The organism is Micromonospora sp. ZG13 (assembly GCF_059359355.1).
Map to the genome: position 1 here is coordinate 482,432 of NZ_JCADBQ010000001.1, position 20,697 is coordinate 503,128.

At 75.6% G+C, this 20,697-nt stretch carries 20 protein-coding genes and 1 pseudogene; 11 read left to right on the forward strand and 10 right to left on the reverse strand.

What is annotated here, in order from left to right; genetic code table 11:
• Nucleotides 1-14 precede the first annotated feature (14 nt).
• Entirely contained in the window at nucleotides 15-596 is a 582-nt protein-coding gene (locus AC5L34_RS02315; RefSeq protein WP_357714716.1) for an NADH-quinone oxidoreductase subunit B, read from the reverse strand.
• A 189-nt stretch (nucleotides 597-785) separates the two neighbouring features.
• On the opposite strand from AC5L34_RS02315, the gene AC5L34_RS02320 reads away from it, so the two are divergent.
• Nucleotides 786-1,340: a SigE family RNA polymerase sigma factor gene (locus tag AC5L34_RS02320; RefSeq protein WP_441176258.1), complete on the forward strand. Its 555-nt coding sequence runs from the start codon at nucleotides 786-788 to the stop codon at nucleotides 1,338-1,340.
• Nucleotides 1,333-2,529, forward strand: coding sequence for a hypothetical protein (locus AC5L34_RS02325; protein ID WP_494823691.1), 1,197 nt, complete (start codon nucleotides 1,333-1,335; stop codon nucleotides 2,527-2,529). Before AC5L34_RS02320 ends, AC5L34_RS02325 begins: the two co-directional genes overlap by 8 nt.
• Nucleotides 2,530-2,569: 40 nt before the next feature.
• Here AC5L34_RS02325 and AC5L34_RS02330 read toward each other — a convergent pair whose 3' ends face one another.
• From AC5L34_RS02330 to AC5L34_RS02340, 3 genes and pseudogenes are all read right to left on the reverse strand, one after another.
• Complete coding sequence (locus tag AC5L34_RS02330; RefSeq protein ID WP_494823692.1) at nucleotides 2,570-4,150, reverse strand: pyridoxal phosphate-dependent decarboxylase family protein; 1,581 nt, start codon at nucleotides 4,148-4,150, stop codon at nucleotides 2,570-2,572.
• Nucleotides 4,147-5,573, reverse strand: a pseudogene (locus tag AC5L34_RS02335) (MFS transporter). Before AC5L34_RS02335 ends, AC5L34_RS02330 begins: the two are co-directional and overlap by 4 nt.
• A gap of 32 nt (nucleotides 5,574-5,605) precedes the next feature.
• On the reverse strand, nucleotides 5,606-5,917 hold the full coding sequence (locus tag AC5L34_RS02340; protein ID WP_101412829.1) for an MGMT family protein: 312 nt from the start codon (nucleotides 5,915-5,917) through the stop codon (nucleotides 5,606-5,608).
• Between the two features lie 61 nt (nucleotides 5,918-5,978).
• On the opposite strand from AC5L34_RS02340, the gene proB reads away from it, so the two are divergent.
• The 8 genes from proB to AC5L34_RS02380 all read left to right on the forward strand — a co-directional run bounded on the left by proB (nucleotide 5,979) and on the right by AC5L34_RS02380 (nucleotide 11,503).
• The gene (proB, locus tag AC5L34_RS02345; protein WP_441176043.1) at nucleotides 5,979-7,088 is read left to right on the forward strand and encodes a glutamate 5-kinase; all 1,110 of its coding nucleotides are present in this window, start codon (nucleotides 5,979-5,981) and stop codon (nucleotides 7,086-7,088) included.
• 11 nt (nucleotides 7,089-7,099) lie between these two features.
• Entirely contained in the window at nucleotides 7,100-8,344 is a 1,245-nt protein-coding gene (locus AC5L34_RS02350) for a glutamate-5-semialdehyde dehydrogenase (RefSeq protein ID WP_441176044.1), read from the forward strand.
• Between the two features lie 86 nt (nucleotides 8,345-8,430).
• The gene (locus tag AC5L34_RS02355) at nucleotides 8,431-8,829 is read left to right on the forward strand and encodes a YbaB/EbfC family nucleoid-associated protein (RefSeq protein ID WP_441176045.1); all 399 of its coding nucleotides are present in this window, start codon (nucleotides 8,431-8,433) and stop codon (nucleotides 8,827-8,829) included.
• Between the two features lie 2 nt (nucleotides 8,830-8,831).
• Nucleotides 8,832-9,158, forward strand: coding sequence for a WXG100 family type VII secretion target (locus AC5L34_RS02360; protein WP_101412833.1), 327 nt, complete (start codon nucleotides 8,832-8,834; stop codon nucleotides 9,156-9,158).
• Nucleotides 9,159-9,185: 27 nt separating this feature from the next.
• Nucleotides 9,186-9,680, forward strand: coding sequence for a WXG100-like domain-containing protein (locus AC5L34_RS02365; RefSeq protein ID WP_441176046.1), 495 nt, complete (start codon nucleotides 9,186-9,188; stop codon nucleotides 9,678-9,680).
• Entirely contained in the window at nucleotides 9,673-10,290 is a 618-nt protein-coding gene (locus AC5L34_RS02370; protein ID WP_441176047.1) for a hypothetical protein, read from the forward strand. The genes AC5L34_RS02365 and AC5L34_RS02370 overlap by 8 nt, the downstream gene beginning before the upstream one ends.
• A complete protein-coding gene (locus AC5L34_RS02375) occupies nucleotides 10,287-10,907 on the forward strand; it encodes a hypothetical protein (RefSeq protein WP_441176048.1) in 621 nt (206 codons plus the stop codon). Before AC5L34_RS02370 ends, AC5L34_RS02375 begins: the two co-directional genes overlap by 4 nt.
• An 80-nt stretch (nucleotides 10,908-10,987) precedes the next feature.
• A complete protein-coding gene (locus AC5L34_RS02380) occupies nucleotides 10,988-11,503 on the forward strand; it encodes an SUKH-4 family immunity protein (RefSeq protein WP_441176049.1) in 516 nt (171 codons plus the stop codon).
• Nucleotides 11,504-11,588: 85 nt separating this feature from the next.
• On the opposite strand, the gene AC5L34_RS02385 is transcribed toward AC5L34_RS02380, so the two are convergent.
• The 6 genes from AC5L34_RS02385 to AC5L34_RS02410 all read right to left on the reverse strand — a co-directional run bounded on the left by AC5L34_RS02385 (nucleotide 11,589) and on the right by AC5L34_RS02410 (nucleotide 18,771).
• Entirely contained in the window at nucleotides 11,589-12,473 is an 885-nt protein-coding gene (locus AC5L34_RS02385; protein WP_441176259.1) for a prenyltransferase/squalene oxidase repeat-containing protein, read from the reverse strand.
• A gap of 34 nt (nucleotides 12,474-12,507) precedes the next feature.
• On the reverse strand, nucleotides 12,508-13,689 hold the full coding sequence (moeZ, locus tag AC5L34_RS02390) for an adenylyltransferase/sulfurtransferase MoeZ (RefSeq protein WP_088998301.1): 1,182 nt from the start codon (nucleotides 13,687-13,689) through the stop codon (nucleotides 12,508-12,510).
• Nucleotides 13,690-13,799: 110 nt separating this feature from the next.
• Nucleotides 13,800-14,525, reverse strand: a complete 726-nt coding sequence (locus tag AC5L34_RS02395) for a DUF3152 domain-containing protein (protein WP_441176050.1) — start codon at nucleotides 14,523-14,525, stop codon at nucleotides 13,800-13,802.
• A 268-nt stretch (nucleotides 14,526-14,793) separates the two neighbouring features.
• Entirely contained in the window at nucleotides 14,794-15,741 is a 948-nt protein-coding gene (locus tag AC5L34_RS02400; RefSeq protein WP_441176051.1) for a DUF3152 domain-containing protein, read from the reverse strand.
• Between the two features lie 5 nt (nucleotides 15,742-15,746).
• Nucleotides 15,747-16,721, reverse strand: coding sequence for an alpha/beta fold hydrolase (locus tag AC5L34_RS02405; protein ID WP_441176052.1), 975 nt, complete (start codon nucleotides 16,719-16,721; stop codon nucleotides 15,747-15,749).
• A gap of 34 nt (nucleotides 16,722-16,755) precedes the next feature.
• Nucleotides 16,756-18,771: a hypothetical protein gene (locus tag AC5L34_RS02410; protein WP_494823809.1), complete on the reverse strand. Its 2,016-nt coding sequence runs from the start codon at nucleotides 18,769-18,771 to the stop codon at nucleotides 16,756-16,758.
• Between the two features lie 1,234 nt (nucleotides 18,772-20,005).
• Between AC5L34_RS02410 and AC5L34_RS02415 the strand changes: the two genes are divergently transcribed.
• Complete coding sequence (locus tag AC5L34_RS02415) at nucleotides 20,006-20,644, forward strand: TetR/AcrR family transcriptional regulator (protein WP_088998297.1); 639 nt, start codon at nucleotides 20,006-20,008, stop codon at nucleotides 20,642-20,644.
• Nucleotides 20,645-20,697 lie beyond the last annotated feature (53 nt).

The following is a 20,697-nucleotide window of genomic DNA, read 5'->3' on the forward strand; positions in this document are numbered from 1 at the left end:
CCGGACGGTACGGCTCAGGAGGCGGGCGGGCGCACCGGCGGGGCGGTCAGCGACTCCGCAGAGCGCGGTGGCACGCCGCCGTCGGACGGCGCGGCGTCGACCGGCGCGGCGAGCGCGTCGGGCCGGGGCACGCCGCCGATGCCGGACTGCTCGGCGGCGATCTTCTCCTGCAGACGCAGGATGCCGTGCAGCAGCGCCTCGGGCCGGGGCGGGCAGCCGGGCACGTAGACGTCGACCGGGATGAGCTGGTCGACGCCCTTGGTCACCGAGTACGAGTCCCAGTAGGGGCCGCCGCAGTTGGAGCACGCGCCGAACGAGATGACGTACTTCGGCTCGGGCATCTGGTCGTAGAGCCGCTTGATCGCCGGGGCCATCTTGTCGGTGACCGTCCCGGAGACGACCATGAGGTCGGCCTGCCGGGGCCCGTGCGCGAACGGGATCACGCCCAGCCGCATGAAGTCGTGCCGGCCCATGCTGGTGGCGATGAACTCGATCGCGCAGCAGGCCAGGCCGAAGTTGAAGACCCAGAGCGAGTAGCGGCGGCCCCAGTTCAGCACGAACCGGATCGGCTCACCGAGCACTCCCGGCACCTGCACGACCGCCCCCTTCCCGAGCACCGCCCCAAGTCAACCACAGCCCGTGGCGGCACCGGTCGACCCGTCGACCGCCGACCGTCGCCGTCGGATCCACGACCGCGCCGGCCGCAACCGGCCGGAGCCCGGTGGAGTGTTACCGCCGCCAGACAGCCACGGTGGCTCGAACGGGGAGGGACAGTGACAGTGACGATGGGAGCCCGCGCCAACGAACCACCCCCGACGGTCGACGCGCGGGCCGCCGAGGGCGGTGCGCCGATCACCTTCGACGACTTCTACCACGCGCACTTCCGGGGCGTCACCGCGCAGCTCTGCGCGTACACCGGCGACCTGGGCCAGGCCCAGGACCTGGCCCAGGAGGCGTTCTGCCGGGCGCTCGCCCGGTGGGACCGGCTGTCCCGCTACGACGACCCGGTGGCCTGGATCCGGCGGGTGGCCTGGAACCTCGCGCGCAGCCGGTGGCGCCGGCTGCGTACCGCCCGCGGCCACCTGCTGCGACAGCGGCGGGTGGAGACGCAGGTCGCGGGACCGACGCCGGACCGGGTGGACATCGAGAGGGCACTCGCGGCGCTGCCGGCGAACCACCGGCGGGCCGTCGTCCTGCACTACCTGGCCGACATGTCCGTCGCCCAGATCGCGGCGCAGGAGGGGGTCGCGGAGGGCACGGTCAAGTCGTGGCTGCACCGGGGCCGCGCCGCCCTGGCCACCCTGCTCGACGAGAACCCGGAGGGAGTCGGTCATGCCTGAGCAGGACCCGCTGCGGGCGCGCTTCGCCGCGTACCGCGGAGATCTGACGGACCGGATCGACGGTCCGGGTCCGGACGCGGCCCGGCGCACGCTGCGGCGTCGCCGCCGCGCCACCGTCGCGACCGGGGCCCTCGCCGTCGCGCTGGTGGTGGCCCCGATCGCCGCCGGCGCGGCGATGCGGGACGCCCCGCCCCCGGGACCGCCCGCGTCCACGCCGACGGCCGGGCCGACCTCGTCACCGTCGCCCGAGCCCTCGCCCGACGCGTCGCGGCCGCCGTCGTCGCCAACTGCGCCGACCGCGCCGGACGGCCGGATCACCGGCCGGCAGCTGCGCGCCGCCGCGCTCGACCTGCCGGCGTGGGCCGGCCGGAGCTGCGCCGACACCACGCGGGTCACCCTGCTTCCCGCCGCCACGACGGAGGTGGACCGGCCGTACCTGATCAGCGTCACGCACGGCGACGTCGACGCCGACGGGGCCACCGAGACGCTGGCCCTGCTCGGCTGCCGCATCGGCGAGGCGTCGGCGAAGCAGGTGGTCGCCTTCGACCGGGACGCCGCCGGGCTAATCGTCGCGCTCGGGCGGGTGACCCGGACGCACGAGGAGGGTGACGGCGGCTTCGATGACGTCCGCGCCGTCGCCGTGGCCGGCGGGAAGGTCCGCGTCCAGGTCGCCGACATCCAGCCCTGTTGCAGCATCCCGGCGTACTGGGCGCGACAGCAGTGGCGGACGTACGGCTGGGACGGCGAGCGGTTCACCCAGACCGCCGGGCCGACCACCTGGGGCCGGGACTCCCGCCTCACCGACCTGGCGATCTCCGCCGGGCCACTCGTCCTCGATCCGGCGGACCAGCTCGGCCGGCGGCGGGGCACGGTCACGTTGACCGTGACCAACCGGGGGTCCGTCGACGCGGACCGAGTCGCCTTCCACGAGCTGGAGCGCGTCGGCACGCCCGACGGCGGCGACTGGGACCGGTGCGAGCCGGCCCGGGAAAGGTCGGACTGGCCGCCGTGCCTGACCGACGGGGTGCCGGCCGGGGAGCGCCGGAGCTGGACCTTCCGTTTCCGCGTAGAGCCGGAGGGCCCGGGGGCGGACGTGTCGGCCCGGGTGGTCCACCACAGCGCCGACCACCGCTACTGGCCGGACCTGGCACCCGGGGACAACCAGGTCGACGTCCGCGTGGACGGGTGATCCGGCGGCGTCCACCCGACGGGGTGGACGCCGCCGCCGCTCACCAGGCGGGGCGTTGCAGCAGGCCGACGAACTCCACCAGCAGCCGTTCCCGTAGCGCCGGCGGCGCGGCGTCGAGCAGGGTGTTCACCACCGCCATCCGTCCGAGCGTCGGCCCTGCGGGCCCGGTGCCGTTCCCGGGGTCGGCGGGGTCGGCGGCCTCTTCGGAACCGGCGGGGCCCGGGGCCTGTCCGGCACCGGCGGTGTCGGCGGGTGCGGGGCCGGTCAGGCCCAGCCCGGCGGCCAGGCCGGCCACCAGGTCGGGGGTGAGCGCGTCGGGGGTCAGCGTGGTCGCGAGGGCCAGCAGCTCGGCGGGGAGCGCCACCGGCCCGGCGGCCCGGGTGGCGGCCACGGCGGCGGCGAGGTCCGGGCCGAACTCGGCCACCCGCGGCGCCACCGCGGCGGTCACCGTCAGGTGCACGCTCGGCGGCAGATCGGCGTACGACAGCTGGGGCTGGGTGTGCCAGCCGCGGGCGGCCAGCTCGTCGACCAGCACGAAGAGGTCGAGCCCCGCGTCGGTGGCGGTGAAGCAGACCACGGTCGACTCCGGCTCGGCCATCAGCCGCAGCCCGTCGGTCGCGCGCACGGCGTCGGCCAGGCCGGCGACGGCGTCCCGGGTGGCCGCCGCGAGCCGCAGGTACCCGTCGTCGCCGAGGTGCCGCAGGGTGGCGTACGCGGCGGCGATCGGGCCGCCGGAGCGGGTGGAGGCGATGACCGGGTTGACCATCGTGTAGCCGGGCCAGTCGGCGTACGCGAAGTACTGCGGGGCGCGCAGCGCCGCATCGCGGTGCAGCAGCACCGACACGCCCTTCGGGGCGTACGCGTACTTGTGCAGGTCCACGGAGATCGAGGTGACCCCCGCGACGGCGAAGTCGAACGGCGGCACGTCCACCCCGAGCCGGCGCAGGTACGGCAGGGTCCAGCCGCCGAAGCAGGCGTCCACGTGGCAGCGCACCCCGGCCGTGGCGGCGGCCTCGGCGATCCCGGCGACGGGGTCGACGACGCCGTGCGCGTACGAGGGGGCGGAGCAGGCCACCAGCACCGTGTCGGGGCCGATGGCGGCGGCCACGTCGGCGGCGGCCGGCCGCAGCGTCGACGCCGACACGGGCACCATGTCCACGGCGACCCGCAGGTAGTGCGCCGCCTTGGCGAACGCGGCGTGGGCGCTGGCCGGCACCACGATCCGGGGCGCGGCGATCTCCGGGTGGGCGTCCCGGGCCGCCTTGACGGCCAGGATCAACGACTCCGTGCCGCCGCTGGTGACGCTGCCGACGACGTCCGGCGCGGCGCTGCCGGGGCCGCCGCCGAGCAGCCGCGCGGCCGCGCCGACCAGCGCGTTCTCCATCGCCAGCAGCGACGGGAAGGCGGTCGGGTCCAGCCCGTTGACGTGGGCGCTGCCGGCGTACGCGGCGGCGGCCAGCTCGTCCAGGCCGGGCACCGCCGGGTCGTAGACGTACGCGAACAGCCGCCCCCCGTGCGTGGGCCGGTCGGCGGCCCGCAGCGCCCGTAGCTCCGCCAGCACCCGCTCGGCGGGCAGGCCGTTCCCGGGCAGCGCCCGCCGGTCAGCTTCGTCGTCGATCATGGAGTTGCGGTGCCCTTTCCGTGGTGGTCAGCGGCTTTCGTCCCCACCACGACTGCGCCGGCAGTGGGGGTGGGGTGGGGGTGACGGGTGGGGTCAGGTTGTAGGGGCGGAGGAAGAGGACCGCCAGGCCCACCAGGAGGGCGGGGAGGACCGTGAAACCGATCAGGATGCCCAGTCGGGCGGTGTCGGACTGGGCGGCCGCCGTGCCGGTGTCGGAGGACACGTAGCCGGTGAGCTGGAGCACCAGGCCGAAGATGCCCGGCCCGAGGGCCAGCCCGAAGGTCTCGCCGGCCGTCCAGACCCCCGTGAAGACGCCCGCCTGCCGCCGGCCGGTACGTGCCGTGTCGTACGCGATGCAGTCCGGGAGCATGGCGAGGGCGAACACCTGCTGCCCGGCGTAGCCGACGCCGATCAGCGCCACCAGCGGGTAGACCGCGAGGGCGGGCAGCACCGGGGCGGCGACCAGGGCCAGCGCGCCCGCCGCGAAGATCAGCGACGCCGCGACCAGGGCGGCGAGCTTGCCGACCCGCGCACCGACCCGGGTCCAGAGCGGCATCACCAGCAGCGCCGGCGCGACGAAGCAGGCGAACAGGAAGGTCGGCCCGCCCTCGGGGTCGCGCAGGATCTGCTCGGCGAAGTAGTTGACCCCGGCGAGGACGGTGGCGACCCCGGCGGACTGCACCACGAAGCAGACCAGCAGCGCCCGGAACGGCCGGTTGCCGGCGACGACGGCGAGCTGGGCGCGCAGCGTCGGCTCGCTCTCCGCCACCGTGCCGCCGGGAGCGGACCGGGTGCCGAGGAACGCGCCGACCGCGCCGAGCACGATCAGCCCGGCGACGAAGAGGCCCATCCAGCGGTGCCCGGGCAGGCCACCGCCGCCGGCGTCGCGCACCAGCGGGGCCACCGCGCCGGAGACCAGGATGGCCAGCGCCAGCACCGCGATCCGCCAGCTCATCAGCCGGGTACGTTCGGCGTAGTCGTCGGTCAGCTCCGCCGGCATCGCCACGTACGGGACCTGGAAGAAGGCGAACGCGGTGGCCGTGGCGAGGAAGGCGACCGCCACGTACGCCCCGGCGGCCGGCCCGGCGTCGAAGGGCGCGGCGAAGATGGCGGCGAAGAGCAGGCCGAGGGCGAGCCCGGCGACCAGCAGGTACGGCCGACGGGCGCCCCAGCGCGACCGGGTGCGGTCGGAGATCCGGCCGGCGACCGGGTTGACCAGCACGTCCCACGCCTTCGGCAGGAGCACCAGCAGGGCGGCCGCGCCCGCCGCGACGCCGAGGGTGTCGGTCAGGTACGGCAGCAGGAGCAGGCCGGGCACGGTGCCGAAGGCGCCGGTGGCCAGCGATCCGAGCGCGTAACCGGCGTGTACCCGGCGCGGCAGCGCGCCAACGACCGGACCAGCTCCACCCGACGGCGCGTCCATGGCGCCGAATGTTACTCACGTTATGGCGCGGGTCACATCCCCTCCTCGGGGGACCAGCTCGCCGTCATGTCCACCCCGGTGCCGCGCAGCGGCGTGCCCTCAGCGCGCAGCCGCTCCCGCGCCTCCCGCTCGTGCCCGGGTGGCAGGCGGCCGGCCGAGTTCACGACCCGGTGCCAGGGCACTCCCCCGCCGTGCCGGGCCATGATCGAGCCGACCAGCCGCGCCGACGCCCGCCCCGAGCGTTCCGCCAGCGCGTCGGCGACCGCCCCGTACGACATCACCCGGCCGGGCGGGATCCGCTCGACGAGCTCCAGCACCGCCTCGACGTACTCGTCAGGTCTCACGACCGGCCACGATATGAGAAGGCGCCGGAGTACGCCGGGACCGACCACGCAGAATGGGCGGGTGCGCGACATGGTCACGGCGGCCCGGCGGGTCGTCGTCAAGATCGGATCCTCCTCGTTGACCACCGCCGGGGGCGGGCTGGACGACGGGCGGGTCGACGCGCTCGTCGGCACCCTGGGCGCGCTCGCCGCCGAGGGCCGGGAGGTCGTGCTGGTCAGCTCCGGCGCGATCGCGGCCGGCCTCGCGCCGCTGGGGCTGTCCCGGCGCCCGCGCGACCTGGCCACCCAGCAGGCCGCCGCCAGCGTCGGGCAGGGCCTGCTGATCGGCCGGTACGCGACCGCCTTCGCCCGGCACGGGCTGACCGTCGGGCAGGTCCTGCTGACCGTCGACGACGTGACCCGGCGGGCGCACTACCGCAACGCGTACCGCACCCTGCGCAAGCTGCTCGACCTGCGGGCGGTGCCGATCGTCAACGAGAACGACACGGTCGCCACCGAGGAGATCCGGTTCGGCGACAACGACCGGCTGGCGGCCCTCGTCGCCGCCCTGGTCCACGCCGACCTGCTGGTGCTCCTCTCCGACGTGGACGCCCTCTGGACCGGCGATCCCGCCCGCCCGGGCTCCAGCCGGATCAGCGAGGTGCACGACGAGCGGGACCTGACCGGGGTCACCATCGGCGGCGCCGGCCGGGCCGGCGTGGGCACCGGTGGCATGGTGACGAAGGTGGAGGCGGCCCGGATCGCCACCGGGTTCGGCATCCCGGTGGTACTGACCGCCGCGCCGCTGGCCGCCCCGGCGCTGGCCGGCGAGCCCGTCGGCACCCTGTTCCATCCCAGCCGCCGGCGCCCGACCGCCCGGCTCTTCTGGCTCGCCCACGCCACCTCGCCCCGGGGCCGGCTGCACCTCGACCCGGGCGCGGTCGCGGCGGTGGTGGGCCGGCGCAAGTCGCTGCTGCCCGCCGGCATCACGGCCGTGGACGGGGCGTTCACCGCCGGCGACCCGGTCGACCTGGTGGACGCCGGGGGCGCGCCGGTCGCCCGGGGACTGGTCAACTACGACGCGGTCGAGCTGCCGGGGCTGCTCGGCCGCTCCACCACGGAACTCGCCGCGGCGCTCGGCCCGGCGTACGAACGGGAGGTCGTCCACCGCGACGACCTCGTACTGCTGTGAGGAGTGCGGCGATGAGCGTGAGCGAGCAGGCCCGGCGGGCGCGTACGGCGGCGGAGGCGCTGGCCGTCGCCACGCGTACGGCGAAGGACGCCGCGCTGGTGGCGATGGCCGACGCGCTGGTGGCGCGTACGCCGGAGATCCTGGCCGCGAACTCGGCGGACCTGGCGGCCGGGCGCGAGGCCGGGCTGAGCGCGGCCGTGCTGGACCGGCTCGCCCTCGACGCGGGGCGGGTGGCGGGCATCGCCGACGCGCTGCGGCAGATGGCGGCGCTGCCGGACCCGGTGGGCGAGGTGGTCCGGGGCTCGACCCTGCCCAACGGGCTGGAGCTGCGCCAGATCCGGGTGCCGTTCGGCGTGGTGGGCATCATCTACGAGGCCCGCCCGAACGTGACCGTCGACGCCGCCGGCATCTGCCTGAAGTCGGGCAACGCGGCGCTGCTGCGCGGCTCGTCGTCGGCGGCCAGCTCCAACGCCGCCCTGGTCGCCGTGCTGCGCGACGCGGTGGGCGACGCCGGCCTGCCTGCGGACGCCGTGCAGCTGCTCGACGCCAGCAGCCGCGACTCGGTCATGGAGCTGATGCGCGCCCGGGGCCTGGTCGACGTGCTGATCCCGCGCGGCGGCGCGTCCCTGATCCGCACGGTGGTCGAGGAGTCCACCGTGCCGGTCATCGAGACCGGCGTGGGCAACTGCCACGTCTACGTGGACGCCGCCGCCGACCTGGCCAAGGCCGTCGCGATCGCGCTCAACGCGAAGACCCAGCGGCTGTCCACCTGCAACACCGCCGAGTCGCTGCTCGTGCACGCGGCGGTCGCCGACGCCTTCCTGCCGCCGATGCTGGCCGCCTTCGCCGAGGCCGGCGTCACCGTGCACGGCGACGAGCGGGTCGCCGCCCACTCGGCCGCCGTGCGGCCGGCCACCGACTCCGACTTCGCCACCGAGTACCTCTCGGCCGACATCGCGGTCGCCGTCGTCGACTCGCTCGACGCGGCGGTCGCGCACATCCGGCGGTACGGCACCGGGCACACCGAGGCGATCGTCACCGACTCGACCACCGCCGCCCGGGAGTTCGTGGCCCGGGTGGACGCGGCGGCCGTGATGGTCAACGCCTCGACCCGGTTCACCGACGGGGGCGAGTTCGGCTTCGGCGCCGAGATCGGCATCTCCACCCAGAAGCTGCACGCGCGCGGGCCGATGGGCCTGCCCGAGCTGACCTCCACCAAGTACGTGGTGACCGGGGACGGCCACCTGCGCGGCTGACCGCCGCCGGCTCCGGGGTCCCCGCCCGGGTGCGGGCGACCGCTAGTCTGGGTCGGGTTCGGCACGGCTTGTCTTGGGGAGGCGGCATGCTGGGCGAGAGTGCCCTGGAACAGCAACTGGCGCAGGCGCGGGCCGCGCTGCGCGAGGTGGGTGGCGCCGCCGCGCCCCGGGAGCGCACGGAGTCGATGGCCGAGGCCGCCGAGGGCCGCATCCGCGTCACGCTCGGCACCGACGGCCGGGTCAGCGCCGTCGACATCGACCCCCGGGTGCTCCGGGAGGGCTCGGAATACCTCGCGGCCGGGCTGCGCCAGGCGGTCAACGCGGCGCTCGACGGCCAGGACGACGGGGGCACGACGACCGAACCGATGCCCGACCTCGCCGCGATGACCGCCACCATCGAACGCCTCCAGGACCAGGGCCTGCGGCAGATGCGGGAGATCAGCCAGGCCGTCAGCGAGACAATGCGGAAACTGCACGGGAGCTGAGCGTGGAGAGCCTCGACGTCGACCTCGACGCGCTGGGTCGCGGCGCGAACGAGCTGGAGCAGGCCAAGGAGTCCGTCCGCCAGGTCTTCGAGGGCTTCCAGGCGGCGGTCGGCGGCTACGCCGCGGCCTTCGGCGGCGACGACATCGGCTCGCTGCTGGGGGTCGCCCACCAGGCGTGCGTGGACGCGCTGGCCGAGTGCCTGGGCACGAACATCACCGAGCTGGAGAGCTACGTCGACGGGCTGCGCGGGATGGCCGACGGCTACCGCGCCGCCGAGGAGAACGCGGCCGCGTCGTTCCGCTCGATCCTCGGCTCACTGGGCGCCTGAGCCGCCCGACCTAGGAAAGGAGTCGCGGTGGGTCTGACGCTCCCGGGCGAGCTCGCCTCCCTGCTCTCGATGCTCGGCTACGAGTGGCCCCAGTCGGACGAGACGGCGATCTTCCAGCTCGCCGGGGAGTGGACCGGCATGGCCGGCCAGATCTCCGGCTCGGTGGCGCAGCTGGAGTCGGCGGCGCGCACGGTGCTCGACAACAACCGGGGCGAGAGCTTCACCGCCTTCGCCGGCGAGTGGAACGACGGCGAGTCGGCCGCCCGCAACATCGCCGACGTCGCCCGCCCGGCCACCGTCATCGGCGTCGGGCTGATGGTCGCGGCGGGCGTGGTGCTGGCCCTGAAGATCCAGGTGATCATCCAGTTGGCCCTGCTGGCGATCCAGATCGCGCAGGCCATCGTGACGGCGGCGGTCACCTTCGGGGCGTCCCTGCTCCAGATCCCGATCTTCAAGATGATCACCGGGATGATCATCGACCAGCTCATCGGCATGGCCGTGGAGACGGTGCTCAATGGCTAGGAAGCGGACCAACCCGCCCCGGCAGACGCAGGCCAAGGGCGCCCGCGTCGTCTCGGCCTACCTGGAGAACGCCGACGTCTTCCGCACCGCCAAGTCGGCCGGCACGAAGCCGAAGGGCCCGGCGGTGCTGGTGCTGAAGAACCGGCCGGACTTCGACAGGCGGGACTTCGACCGCAAGGCCCGCGACCTGCAACGGCTCGGCCAGGACGGGGCCCTGAAGAAGGCCCCGTCGGACCGCGACAGCAACAAGGTCTACGACCCCTCCACGGGCAAGCGCCGCACCCGCACCAACGTCTACCGGGACCGGATGATCCGCAGCCTGACCAAGGACGGCCGCCTTACCCAGGACATGGGCACCCCGGAGACCAACAAGTACCTGGCCAACAAGAACGTGGTGGAGCGCCTCTACGCGGGCAAGGGGCCGATCACCGCCCGGGGCCAGGGCTACGACCCCGACCACATCCAGGAGCTACAACTGGACGGAACGGACACGTACGATAACCTCAGGCCGATGGACGCCTGGACGAATCGTCAGCTCGGCAGCGACATCTCCGTCGCGCTGCGGGACGTTCCCGAGGGCACCCCGGTCATCGTGAAGGTGATCCAGTGACCAGCCCGCAGGACCCGGCACGCCTGGAGCGCATCCGGGAGAAACTCGCGCTGCTGCGGCGCCTGGAGGCCGAGCGCGGCTTCGGTGTGGTGATCGGTGAGCCGACCCCGCTGGAGCCGATCCCCGACCTGCCCGGCGTGGCCGAGGTCTACGGCCTCTTCGGCCGGCTGGCCGGCGACAACTTCCGGTTCGCCCCGCCCGAGGAGATCCTCAGCCCGGCCGCCTGGGCGGCCCGCACGGTGGACGAGGACGACCCGATGGGCAGCCCGCTCGCGGTCGGCCACGAGGTGCACAGCATCCCGGAACGGCTGCGCGGCGAGATCGAGGCGGGGGCGCCCATCTACCTCGACCCCGAGGATCTCGACGTCTACTGGATGGAGCCGGACGACTACGTCTTCCAGTACGAGCACCCCGACGAGGACGTGGAGTTCACCGTCGTCGCGCCCGACGTGGCCACGTTCTTCGACGAGCACGTGCTCGGCCCCGCCTACCCGGAGCTGGTCGCCGTCGTCCTCGGGCCGGGCGTCCGGGACCAGCGGCTCCGCAAGGGCCGGCACGCCGGCGAGTACGCCGACAACTGGCGTCGCCTGCTGATCGCCGCCGACCTGGCGTCCTGACGCCACCCCGCACCCGGCGCACCCACGCCGCCTCCCGGCGCCCGACACGCCGTCCACACCCGAGACGCGAAGGACCAACGATGGCCGCTGACCCCCGGTTCCGCTCACTGTGGAACGAGGACGAGCTCATCCCGTACCCGCGCGAGGCGTGGCTGGAGGGGGGATTCGACCCCGACATGCTGCCCGCCGGCGACGAGATCCCGCTCGACGTGGCGGTCGTCTACACCGCCTTCCTCGAAGGCGACATCGAGCTGTTCGACACGATCCAGCTCAGCACCGAGGACGGCTCGCTGGACGTCCGGCTGATCGTGGTGGGCGCGGTCGCCGACAACCCCGACCTGCTCTACGTGCTCGACCCGAAGACCGGCGAGATCCTCCAGTTCGACCTGGAACAGCAGGACGTCCAGGCCGTCAACAGCAACTTCCGCACCTTCGTGGAGTTCCTCTACCAGTTCGCGCTCTTCGTGGAGGCCGACGAGGGCAAGCCGGGCCGGACCGAGCGGGCGGAGACGCTGCGCACCGTCCTGGAGAGCATCGACCGCGCCGCGTTCGCCCCGGACGCCTGGTGGCCGCTGGTGATCAGCCAGCTCAAGTAGGTCGGACGGGGGGGCGCCCGGGCGTCCGTGGCGGCGGCCCGGCAGACGACGCGCCCCGGCCCGGCGGCGGGCAGGTCAGTCGCGGTCAGCGGCAGGCGCGGATGGCGCTCAGCGTGGCGTGCACGTCGAACTGGCGCCCGTCGTCGCTCTCCCAGCCGCCGTCGCTGCGCTGGGTCTCGGCCAGCCGCCGCCGTGCCCGTGCCAGCAGCCACTCGTCGGAGACGATGCCGACGCGGCGCAGCGTCGCGGCCAGCCAGGCCACGTCGCCCGGGGACAGCTCCGGGATCCGCTCGGCGAGGATCACCTGGATCCGCGCCGCCTCGTGGAACATCTCCTGCCGGTGCAGGACGGCCGCGCTGAGCCAGCCGGCGGGCAGGAAGGACGGCCAACTGCCGTCCGGGCGCAGCCGGGCGACGAGCGACTGCGCGGCGGCGTGCACGACGCCCGCGTACGCGCCGCCGACGCGGTGGTCGAGCGGCCCGGCGGCCCGCGCGTCCAGGCCGGCGACGGTCAGCCAGAACCCGGCGTTCGCGGTCAGGTGGAACGCCGCCTCGGGGTCGCCCGGCCGGGCCCACTCGGGGGCGACCCCGGCCAGCGCCGGGTCCTCCTCCCAGCCGCCGTCGGGCAGCTGCCGCGCGGCCAGCCAGTCCAGCGCCCGGCGGGCGGCCGGACGGCCCAGCGCGCCCAGATCGTCCAACTCGGACAGGCGGAAGCAGGTGGCGTCCACGGAGGAGACCTCTCCGCCCAGCGTCGCCGGCCAGCCGCCGTCGGGCGCCTGACCGACCTCCGCGTCGTCGAGCAGCTCGGCGGGGGGCGGCGCGCCGGTGCGCAGCCGGGACAGCCGGGCGCGGTCCACCGCGTCCCCGTGCGCCACGACGAACCCCACCGCCGCATCAATGTCGACCACGGCGGCAACGCTACCTGCGTAAACGTGATCGCGCCTCGGCGAATCGGCCGAGGTCGCGGGGATCGGGACGGCCCGCCGCGACCTCGGCCGGCGCCGGTCAGTACGCCGGCAGCGACGGGTCGATCTGCTTGATCCAGGAGAGCACGCCGCCCTGCACGTGCACGGCGTCGCGGAAGCCGGCCGACTTGAGCGCGGCGAGCGCCTCCGCCGAGCGGACGCCGGACTTGCAGTGCAGCACGATCTGCCGGTCCTGCGGCAGCTTGGCCAGCGCCTCGCCCGAGATGATCTCGCCCTTGGGGATCAGGGTCGCGCCGGGGATCCGGACGATCTCGTACTCGGCCGGCTCGCGCACGTCGACGAGGAAGATGTCCTTGCCGGCGTCCTGCCACTCCTTGAGCTCCAGCGCGGTGATGGTCGCGTCGACCACCGCCTCCTGGGCCTCCACCGACACCGCGCCGCAGAAGTCCTCGTAGTCCTCCAGCAGGTCGGTGACGGTGGGGTTCTCGCCGCAGAGCACGCAGTCCGGGTCCTTGCGGACCTTGATCTTGCGGTAGCTCATCTCCAGGGCGTCGTAGACCATCAGCCGGCCGACCAACGGCTCCCCGATGCCGGCGAGCAGCTTGATCGCCTCGTTGACCTGGATGGAGCCGATCGACGCGCAGAGCACGCCGAGCACGCCGCCCTCGGCGCAGGAGGGAACCATGCCGGGCGGCGGGGGCTCCGGGTAGAGGCAGCGGTAGCAGGGGCCGTGCTCGGCCCAGAACACCGACGCCTGGCCGTCGAAGCGGTAGATCGACCCCCAGACGTACGGCTTGCCGAGCAGCACCGCCGCGTCGTTGACCATGTAACGGGTGGCGAAGTTGTCGGTGCCGTCGACGATCAGGTCGTAGCGGGAGAAGATGTCCCGCACGTTCTCCCGGTCCAGCGCCGTGTTGTGGATCTCCACGTGCACCAGCGGGTTGATCTCGCGGATCGAGGCGGCGGCCGACTCGGCCTTGGAGCGCCCGACGTCGGAGACGCCGTGGATGATCTGGCGCTGGAGGTTGGACTCGTCCACGGTGTCGAAGTCGATGATGCCGAGCGTGCCGACCCCGGCGGCGGCGAGGTACATCAGCGCCGGCGAGCCGAGACCGCCGGCGCCGACACAGAGCACCCGGGCGTTCTTCAGCCGCTTCTGCCCCTCCACCCCGACGTCCGGGATGATCAGGTGGCGCGAGTAGCGGCGGATCTCGTCAACGGTCAGCTCGGCGGCGGGCTCGACGAGCGGGGGCAACGACACGGTGGACTCCCCGGGATCGGCTGAAGGCGAACCGGGCCATTGTCGCTCGCACCAGGCTCGATCGGCCATGAGGAGCGACACGTCGCCCGAACTGCGGGAAGGGGAATAACTCAGGTGCCGGGAACGACCTCGCCGTCGTAGCGGGAGCCGTCCACGTACGGCCAGGCGTTGGCGGCGCAGCCGTCCAGGCCGTACGTCTGCTGCTGCATCACCGGCGCGGGCTCGCCGGGCCCCGGGCACGCCTGGTGCACCTCGCCCAGCTCGTGGCCCACCTCGTGGTTGACCACGTAGGCGCGGTAGATCGCCAGCGGCGCCCCGTAGTCGGGAACCGCCTCCAGCCAGCGCGCCAGGTTGATGATCACCTGGCCGGGGAGCCGGCACGAGGTGTAGCCCTCGGTGCTCAGCCCGCCCTCGGCGCACATCCGCTCGGAGGTCTCCGGGGTGGCGAGGTAGACGGTGAAGTCGGCGTCGTCGGCCTCCGCCACCCGCCGCAGCCGCAGCTCCTCCGAGGCGATCCAGCTCCGGGGGTCGCCCAGCACCTCGTCGACGGCCACGGCGAAGGAGTCGACGTCCTGACCGGTGCCCTGCTCCACGGCCACCCGGTAGTGCAGGAGCGGCCCGTCGGTGCCCCGCACCGGGGACTCGCCGGGCGCCGTGACGAAGTCGCCCGTACCCGCGCGGGGGTAGGCGGAGGGCCGGGGCCGCTCGTCCGTCCCCGCCGCGTACGACGTGCGACGCCCGTCGCCGGTGGCCGGCACGCTCGCGCGGTCGCCGGCCCGGGCCAGCGTCACGGTGGCCGTCGCCGCGAGCAGCAGGAGTACGCCGAGCCCCACCACGCGCCGCCCGTGGGGCGGAGCCGGCGCCCGGGACGGGGTCGGGCGGCGGGCCGGGCCAGGCGGGTCGCAAGGGGACGACGACGTCATGAGCCGAGCGTTGCACACCAATCGGGCATTCCGTCGCGTAAAACGCGAATCCCGCTCAACCCCCGACTGGGCGCACGTGCGGTCCTCTCCAGCCCGCTGACGCTGCCCGCCGGAGAGCGGGTGCGGGCGACGGTCGGCCTGTCCGTGCTCGTTCCTCGCGCCGTGCCCGACGGGGCCTGCGTCAGAGTTGGGGCCCCGCGTACCGGCGCCCGTCCCGGTACGGCCAGGGGTTGGCCACGCAGCCGTTGAGGAAGAGCGTCTGCTGCATCATGACCGGCGCCACCCGCCCCCTGCCGGGGCAGCGCTCGTGCCGGTGCCCCAACTGGTGCCCCACCTCGTGGTTCACCACGTACGTCCGGTAGACCGACAGCGGCACCTTCGCGCTCACGAAGTGCGGCACCGAGAGCCGCCAGCGCTCCAGGTTGATGATCACCTTGCCGGGTGCCCGGCAGGACGTGTAGGGCCGCCCGCCCACCCGGATGTCGACCCCTCCGGCCGCACACATCCGACCCGCCGTCCTCGCCGTGGCGAGGTAGACCGTGAAGTCGTGTCGGGCGGCGGCACCCACCTGCTGCAACCGCAGCTCGCCGTCGACCCAGCTCCCCGGCCCGGCGAGCGCCCGCTCGACGGCGGCGGCGAACTGGCCCGCGTCCTCGTCGGCGCCCGACTCCACGGCGACCCGGTAGCGGCGCAGCGTGCCCGCGTCGCCCAGCACCGGGCCCGTCCGGTCGTCGTAGCCGAAGCTGCCCCGGCCCGCCGACGGCACCGGCCCGGGCAGCCGGAGCACGGCCGGCGGGGGCGCGGCGGCCGAGGGCGACGCGGCGGGCGACGACGGCAGCGGCGAGGCCGCCGCCGGCGCGAGCACCGGCGCGGGGGCCAACTCCTCGGGCGTGAGCGCCTCCGCCCCGACGTCGGCACGCCGGTCGGCGATCACCGCCACCGCCGCGCCGACCGCGAGCACCAGCGCGACCAGCTCCACGAGCCGTCGCCGGCGCGCCGGCCGACGGTGCCGCGCGCGGGTCAGGTCCACGCCGGCGTCGCGCGGGGGTGCGCCGGCCGGGGCACGACGGCGGCCGTCGGCGGAAGCCGGGGCACGGCGGGTCGGGGTGGGGCGACGGGCAGGGGGCATCCCGGTCAGCCTGCCATGTCGGACCGCTCGGCGGTGTCCCCCGTTTCGGTGAGCAGGCCCAGCACGGCCCGGGCCACCAGGCGCGGCACCTCCAGCTGGGCCACGTGACCGACACCGTCGAGCATCAGCAGCCGGCTGTCCGGGACGACCCGCGCCGTCTGCGGCGCCACCCGCACGTCCACCAGCCGGTCGGCCCGGCCCCCGACGACCAGGGTGGGCGCCGCGACCGTCGCGGCGAGCCGCCACAGCGACCCGGACCCCGGCAGGTACGACCGCAGGAAGCTGGAGACCAGCCCACGGAACGTCCGCACGTACGCGGCGGCGTAGTGCGGGACCTCGTGGCGCACCCGGATCTCCTCCAGCGCCTCCTCCCGGCGCTGGTCGCAGATCCGGCTGAGGTCGGCGACGCACGACTCCATCACCTGCTGGGCCATCACCTCGGGCGCGATCTGGGCCAGCCGCCAGGCGGCCAGGCGCTCGCCCCGGGGGATCGCCAGCAGCGGCAGCATCCGGCCCTGCAACGAGCGCCGGAAGTCCAGGAACGGCAGGGCCGGCGAGATCAGCGTCAGGCTCCGGACCAGGTCCGGCCGCACCCCCGCCACCTGCACCGAGATCGCCCCGCCCAGCGAGTTGCCGAAGAGGTGCACCGGCCCGCGACCCGAGTGCTCGATCCAGCGGATCACCCGGTCGGCGAAGGCCGGGACGGTGTACCGGCGGCCCGGCTCGCTGCGGCCGAACCCGGGCAGGTCGATGGCCTGCCCGTCGAGGCGGTCGGCGAGCAGGTACGCCAGATCGGTCCAGTTCTGCGACGATCCGCCGAGCCCGTGCACGTAGAGCGCGGGCTCCGCACCGGGCGCGGTGGCCGGGGTGTCCCGCACGTACGTCACCGTGCCGTCGAGGCGTACCTCCCGCCCCGGCCAGGGCGGTGGCACGGAATGCCCGGGGAGCAGGTGGTCCGGCCGGAGGGTGGCGCGCTTCATGACTCCAGTCTGCCCGAGGTGCTGCCCGGGGCGCTCAGGCCAGCAGCGCCTCGATCCGGCGGTTGACCGCGGCCAGGGTGGCCCGGACGACCGCCTGCCGGGGATCCCCGGCGACCAGCGCGGAGCCGACCAGCTGCTCCACCCAGCCGTCGCAGACCAGCAGCACCACGACCGTCGCCACGTCGCAGTTGCCGAAGGGCACCACGGCGGCGTGCTCGACGAAGCAGCGGCCCCGGTCGGGGCCGGCGTCGGGGGCGCGCTCGCCGCCGCGCAGCAGCTCGTCGACCGCCGCCGCAGCGGCCACCGCGCACAGCCGCAGCACGTAGCCGTCGACGGCCGGCCCGGTCGAGTAGCCGGCGGCGTTCTCCCCGCCCGCGAGCAGGCGTACCTCCACCGTGGCGTCGAGCCCGAAGGTGCTCACCTGGACGTGGTCGATCACCACCCGGGGACCCACCACGCCGCCGGTGTCCAGCGGCCGCGACGGCGCGGTCTCCGTCGTCGTCACCTGCCCACCGGAGTACGACGTGCCGACGGTCGCCGGAACACCGGACGCCGCCCCGGCCGGGGCGGCCGAGACCGAGCCCGGCTCCTCCACGGTGGCCCGGCCCCGGTGCGGGGCCGCGGGCTGCCGGCGTCGACGCGGGCCCTCGGTTTCGGGGCGCGGTTCGGTGCGGGTCGGCGGGGCCTCCGGCGGGCTGCCGGCCACCCTGCCGCCGGGCACCCGGGGCTCGGCGGAGGACGGCTCGCCGGTGCGCGTCGCCGGGCCCGCTGACCTGGGGTCGGCGCCACGCGGCTCGGCCGAGCGGCGGCGTACCGGCGGGGCGGGCGCGGCCGGCATGCCGGGCAGGTTCTGCGGCGCGGCGGCCAGCCCCATCCGGTCCTGGAGCAGTCGGGCGACCTGCCGGCTCACCTCGGCCGGGTCGGCCCCGTCGGCGAGGTCGAGCCGCAGGCTGTGCGCGCCGGCCGGGGTGCGGCGCAGCGCCGCGTCGCGGACGCCGGCCACGCCGCGGACGGCGTCGAGGATGGCGTTGACGTCGAAGCCCTCCGGGCGCTCCCGCAGCGGGGCGGGCTCGTCGTCGCGGCGCAGATGGGTGGCGATGCGGGCGAGTTCGGGGGTTTCGGCGGGTGGCTCCACAGCTGGCGGCTCCGGCACGACGGGCACGTCCGGCTCAGCGGGGACGCGCTGCGGCAACACCGCCGACGCCGGCTCCGGCGCCTGGTCGGCGGCGGCCGGCGGGGCCGGCTCGGAGGCGGATCGACGGGCCGCGTAGGAGGGTGCGCCCGTCGGGGCGGGCGCGGACGGGTCGCGGTCACGCCGCCCGAACCCGCCGGTGGCGGCCTCGGCGCCGGGGGCCTGGGGGCCGACCGGAGCAGCGGCGGGCGGCTCGACGCTCTCCGGCCGGAGCCGGAACGGCCGGGTCACCCGCTCCGGGGCGTCCTCCGCGCGGGGCGCCGCCTCCGGGGCGTACGCGAGCGGGGGCGCGCCCGCCGGCGCGGGGACGGAACCGCCGGCGGCCCAGGCCGGCCGCTCGGTCGGAACCGCCGGCTCGGCGTCGGGCCCGGCCGGCCGCTCGTACGACGGTCGGGGCACCGACGCGGTCGGGGCGGCTTCGTAGGGGCGGCCGGGCTCGCGGGGCGGCTCGTACGGCCGGGCGGGCTCGGCGCGCAGCGGCTCGTACGGCCGGTGCGGCTCGCCGGCCCAGGCCGGGGGCTGTTCCTCGCGGGAGCGGCGCCCCGCCGGCTCGGGCTCCTCACGGGACCGCCGGCCGACGGACTCGGGCTCCTCCCGGGAACGGCGGCCGACGGGCGCGGCCTCCTCGCGGGAGCGCCGCCCTGTCGACTCGGGCTCCTCCCGGGACCAGGGCGGCGCCCACGCGGCGCCCCAGCTCGGGCGGTTCCAGTTCGGGCCGGTCCAGTCCGGCTCGGTCGTCGGCGGCCACTCGGCGGCCGACTGCCGCGGGGCGCCCGTCTCCGGGTCGGACGACGCTGCCCGGTCGGCGTGCTCGGCAGCGGCGGCCGGATCAGCGGCCGGCGACTGGCTCGGCTCCACGCCGACGCCACGGCCGGCGCGATCGTGCCCGGCGGCGCGCGACGCGCGCTCCTGCCCGGCCCCACCCGCCGCGCGGTCCTGGTCGTACGCGTCCGGCGCCCGGTCCTGGCCGGGGGCGCCTGGCGCCCGCTCGGCGCGGCGGCCGCCCTGGCCCGGCCCGCCGGGGGCGCGGTCCTGGCCGGGTTCCCCGGACGCGCCGTCCGAGCCGGCGGTGACCGGGTAGGGGCCCTGGTCCTCGCGGAAGGCGCGGTCCGCGCCCAGCGCGCGGTCGACGCCGGCGACCCGGTCGCCCCCGTGGTCGGCTGCGGCGGGTGCGGCGTCGACCCGCTCGCTGGACGAAGGCTCGGCTGGCGGCGGGAAGGGGCGCGGGTCGTGGGCCGGCGGCTCCGGCGGAAAGCGGTCGCTCCAACCGCGCGCCGGGCCAGCGGCAGACGGGGGCCCCTCGGCGGCGCGGTCGGCCATCGGCGCGTGGAAGCCGGGCGGCACCTCGAAGCCGCTGGCGGCGGTGCCGACGGGCGGGACCTGGACGGCCGGGGGCGCCGACGTCGGCAGCCCGGGCTCGGACCAGCGGGTCTGGCGGCCGGTCGACGGGTCGTCGGAGGAGCGCCGGACCGGGCCGGGCTCGGGGTCGGTGAACCCGTGCTGCGGTCCCGGCGGCTGCTCGGCCGCCGGCGCCGGGCGCTGCGCGGGCACCACCAGCCGGTCGTTGCCCGGATCGCGGCGCTGCTCGCCGTGGATGCCGGGCGGGGCGCTCACCGGGGCCTGGCGGTCGACCGGCGCGTCGTCGGCGGCGTGGTCGACGCCGTTGGCGCGGCGGCCGTTGACCCGGGCCGGCGGCTCGGTCGGCAGGCCGGGCAGCGGTGGCGGCAGGTCGCCGTGGCGCGGCGACGAGGCGGCCCAGCCGGGGCTCTGCTCGGGCGGACCCCACGGCGAAGCCGGCTCGCGGGTGCCGGAGATCTCCCCGCCCCGGGTCCAACCGGCCGCCGGGGGCGCCCATCCGCTGCCGGAACGGGCCAGGTCGTCCTGCGGACCCGTGCCGTCGCCGTGCTCTCCCGGGGTGGCGGCACCGGGTTGCCCTGTTTCACTCACCGCGCGCTCCTTGGTCGCCCCCGCTGAGGCTACCGTGTGGTGACAGTGGCGATAAGTTACGGCGGCGGGCCAATTCCGCGACGGGTCCCGGGCCCCGACCGGTTCGGGTGAAATGCCGGCTCGTACGAAGAACTCGGAGGTTCCCATGACCGCTGTGGGGAACGGTGCCCAGACCGCCGGCCGGCCCACCCGCCTGCCCCGTTCCGCGCGCCGCAAGCAGTTGCTCGCCGCAGCCCAGGAGGTGTTCGTCGCCCAGGGCTACCACGCGGCCGCGATGGACGACATCGCCGAGCGGGCGGGGGTCTCCAAGCCGGTGCTCTACCAGCACTTCCCCGGCAAGATGGAGCTCTACCTCGCCCTGCTGGACACGCACTGCGACGCGATCCTCGCGAAGGTGGACGACGCGATGCGCGGCACCAACGACAACAAGGAGCGCGTCGGCGCGTCGGTGCGCGCGTACTTCGACTTCGTCGACCACGAGAGCGAGGCGTTCCGTCTCGTCTTCGAGTCGGACCTGCGCAACGACCCGGCGGTGCGCCAGCGCGTCGAGCGGGTGGAGCAGGGCTGCATCGCGGCGATCACCGACACCATCATCTCCGACACGGGGATCAGCCGGGCGCACGCCGAGCTGCTCGCCTCCGGCCTGGTCGGCGCGGCCGAGACCGCCGCGCAGTTCTGGCTGGCCCGGGGCCGGCAACTACCCAAGGCCGAGGCGGAGGCACTGGTCGCGGCGCTCTCCTGGCGGGGCATCGCCAGCTTCCCGCTGCAAGGTGAGTCAGCCTGAACATCCGGCCCCGAGATCGGATAGCCTTCCCATCGGCGGCTCTTTCGCCCGAA

Bases quoted from the DNA above. Each gene is read 5' to 3' on its own strand.
- AC5L34_RS02325 (WP_494823691.1), top strand. From the start codon at position 1,333: ATGCCTGAGCAGGACCCGCTGCGGGCGCGCTTCGCCGCGTACCGCGGA.
- AC5L34_RS02330 (WP_494823692.1), bottom strand. From the start codon at position 4,150: ATGATCGACGACGAAGCTGACCGGCGGGCGCTGCCCGGGAACGGCCTG.
- AC5L34_RS02400 (WP_441176051.1), bottom strand. From the start codon at position 15,741: ATGCCCCCTGCCCGTCGCCCCACCCCGACCCGCCGTGCCCCGGCTTCC.
- AC5L34_RS02405 (WP_441176052.1), bottom strand. From the start codon at position 16,721: ATGAAGCGCGCCACCCTCCGGCCGGACCACCTGCTCCCCGGGCATTCC.
- AC5L34_RS02350 (WP_441176044.1), top strand. From the start codon at position 7,100: ATGAGCGTGAGCGAGCAGGCCCGGCGGGCGCGTACGGCGGCGGAGGCG.
- AC5L34_RS02415 (WP_088998297.1), top strand. From the start codon at position 20,006: ATGACCGCTGTGGGGAACGGTGCCCAGACCGCCGGCCGGCCCACCCGC.
- AC5L34_RS02370 (WP_441176047.1), top strand. From the start codon at position 9,673: ATGGCTAGGAAGCGGACCAACCCGCCCCGGCAGACGCAGGCCAAGGGC.
- AC5L34_RS02320 (WP_441176258.1), top strand. From the start codon at position 786: ATGGGAGCCCGCGCCAACGAACCACCCCCGACGGTCGACGCGCGGGCC.
- AC5L34_RS02380 (WP_441176049.1), top strand. From the start codon at position 10,988: ATGGCCGCTGACCCCCGGTTCCGCTCACTGTGGAACGAGGACGAGCTC.
- AC5L34_RS02355 (WP_441176045.1), top strand. From the start codon at position 8,431: ATGCTGGGCGAGAGTGCCCTGGAACAGCAACTGGCGCAGGCGCGGGCC.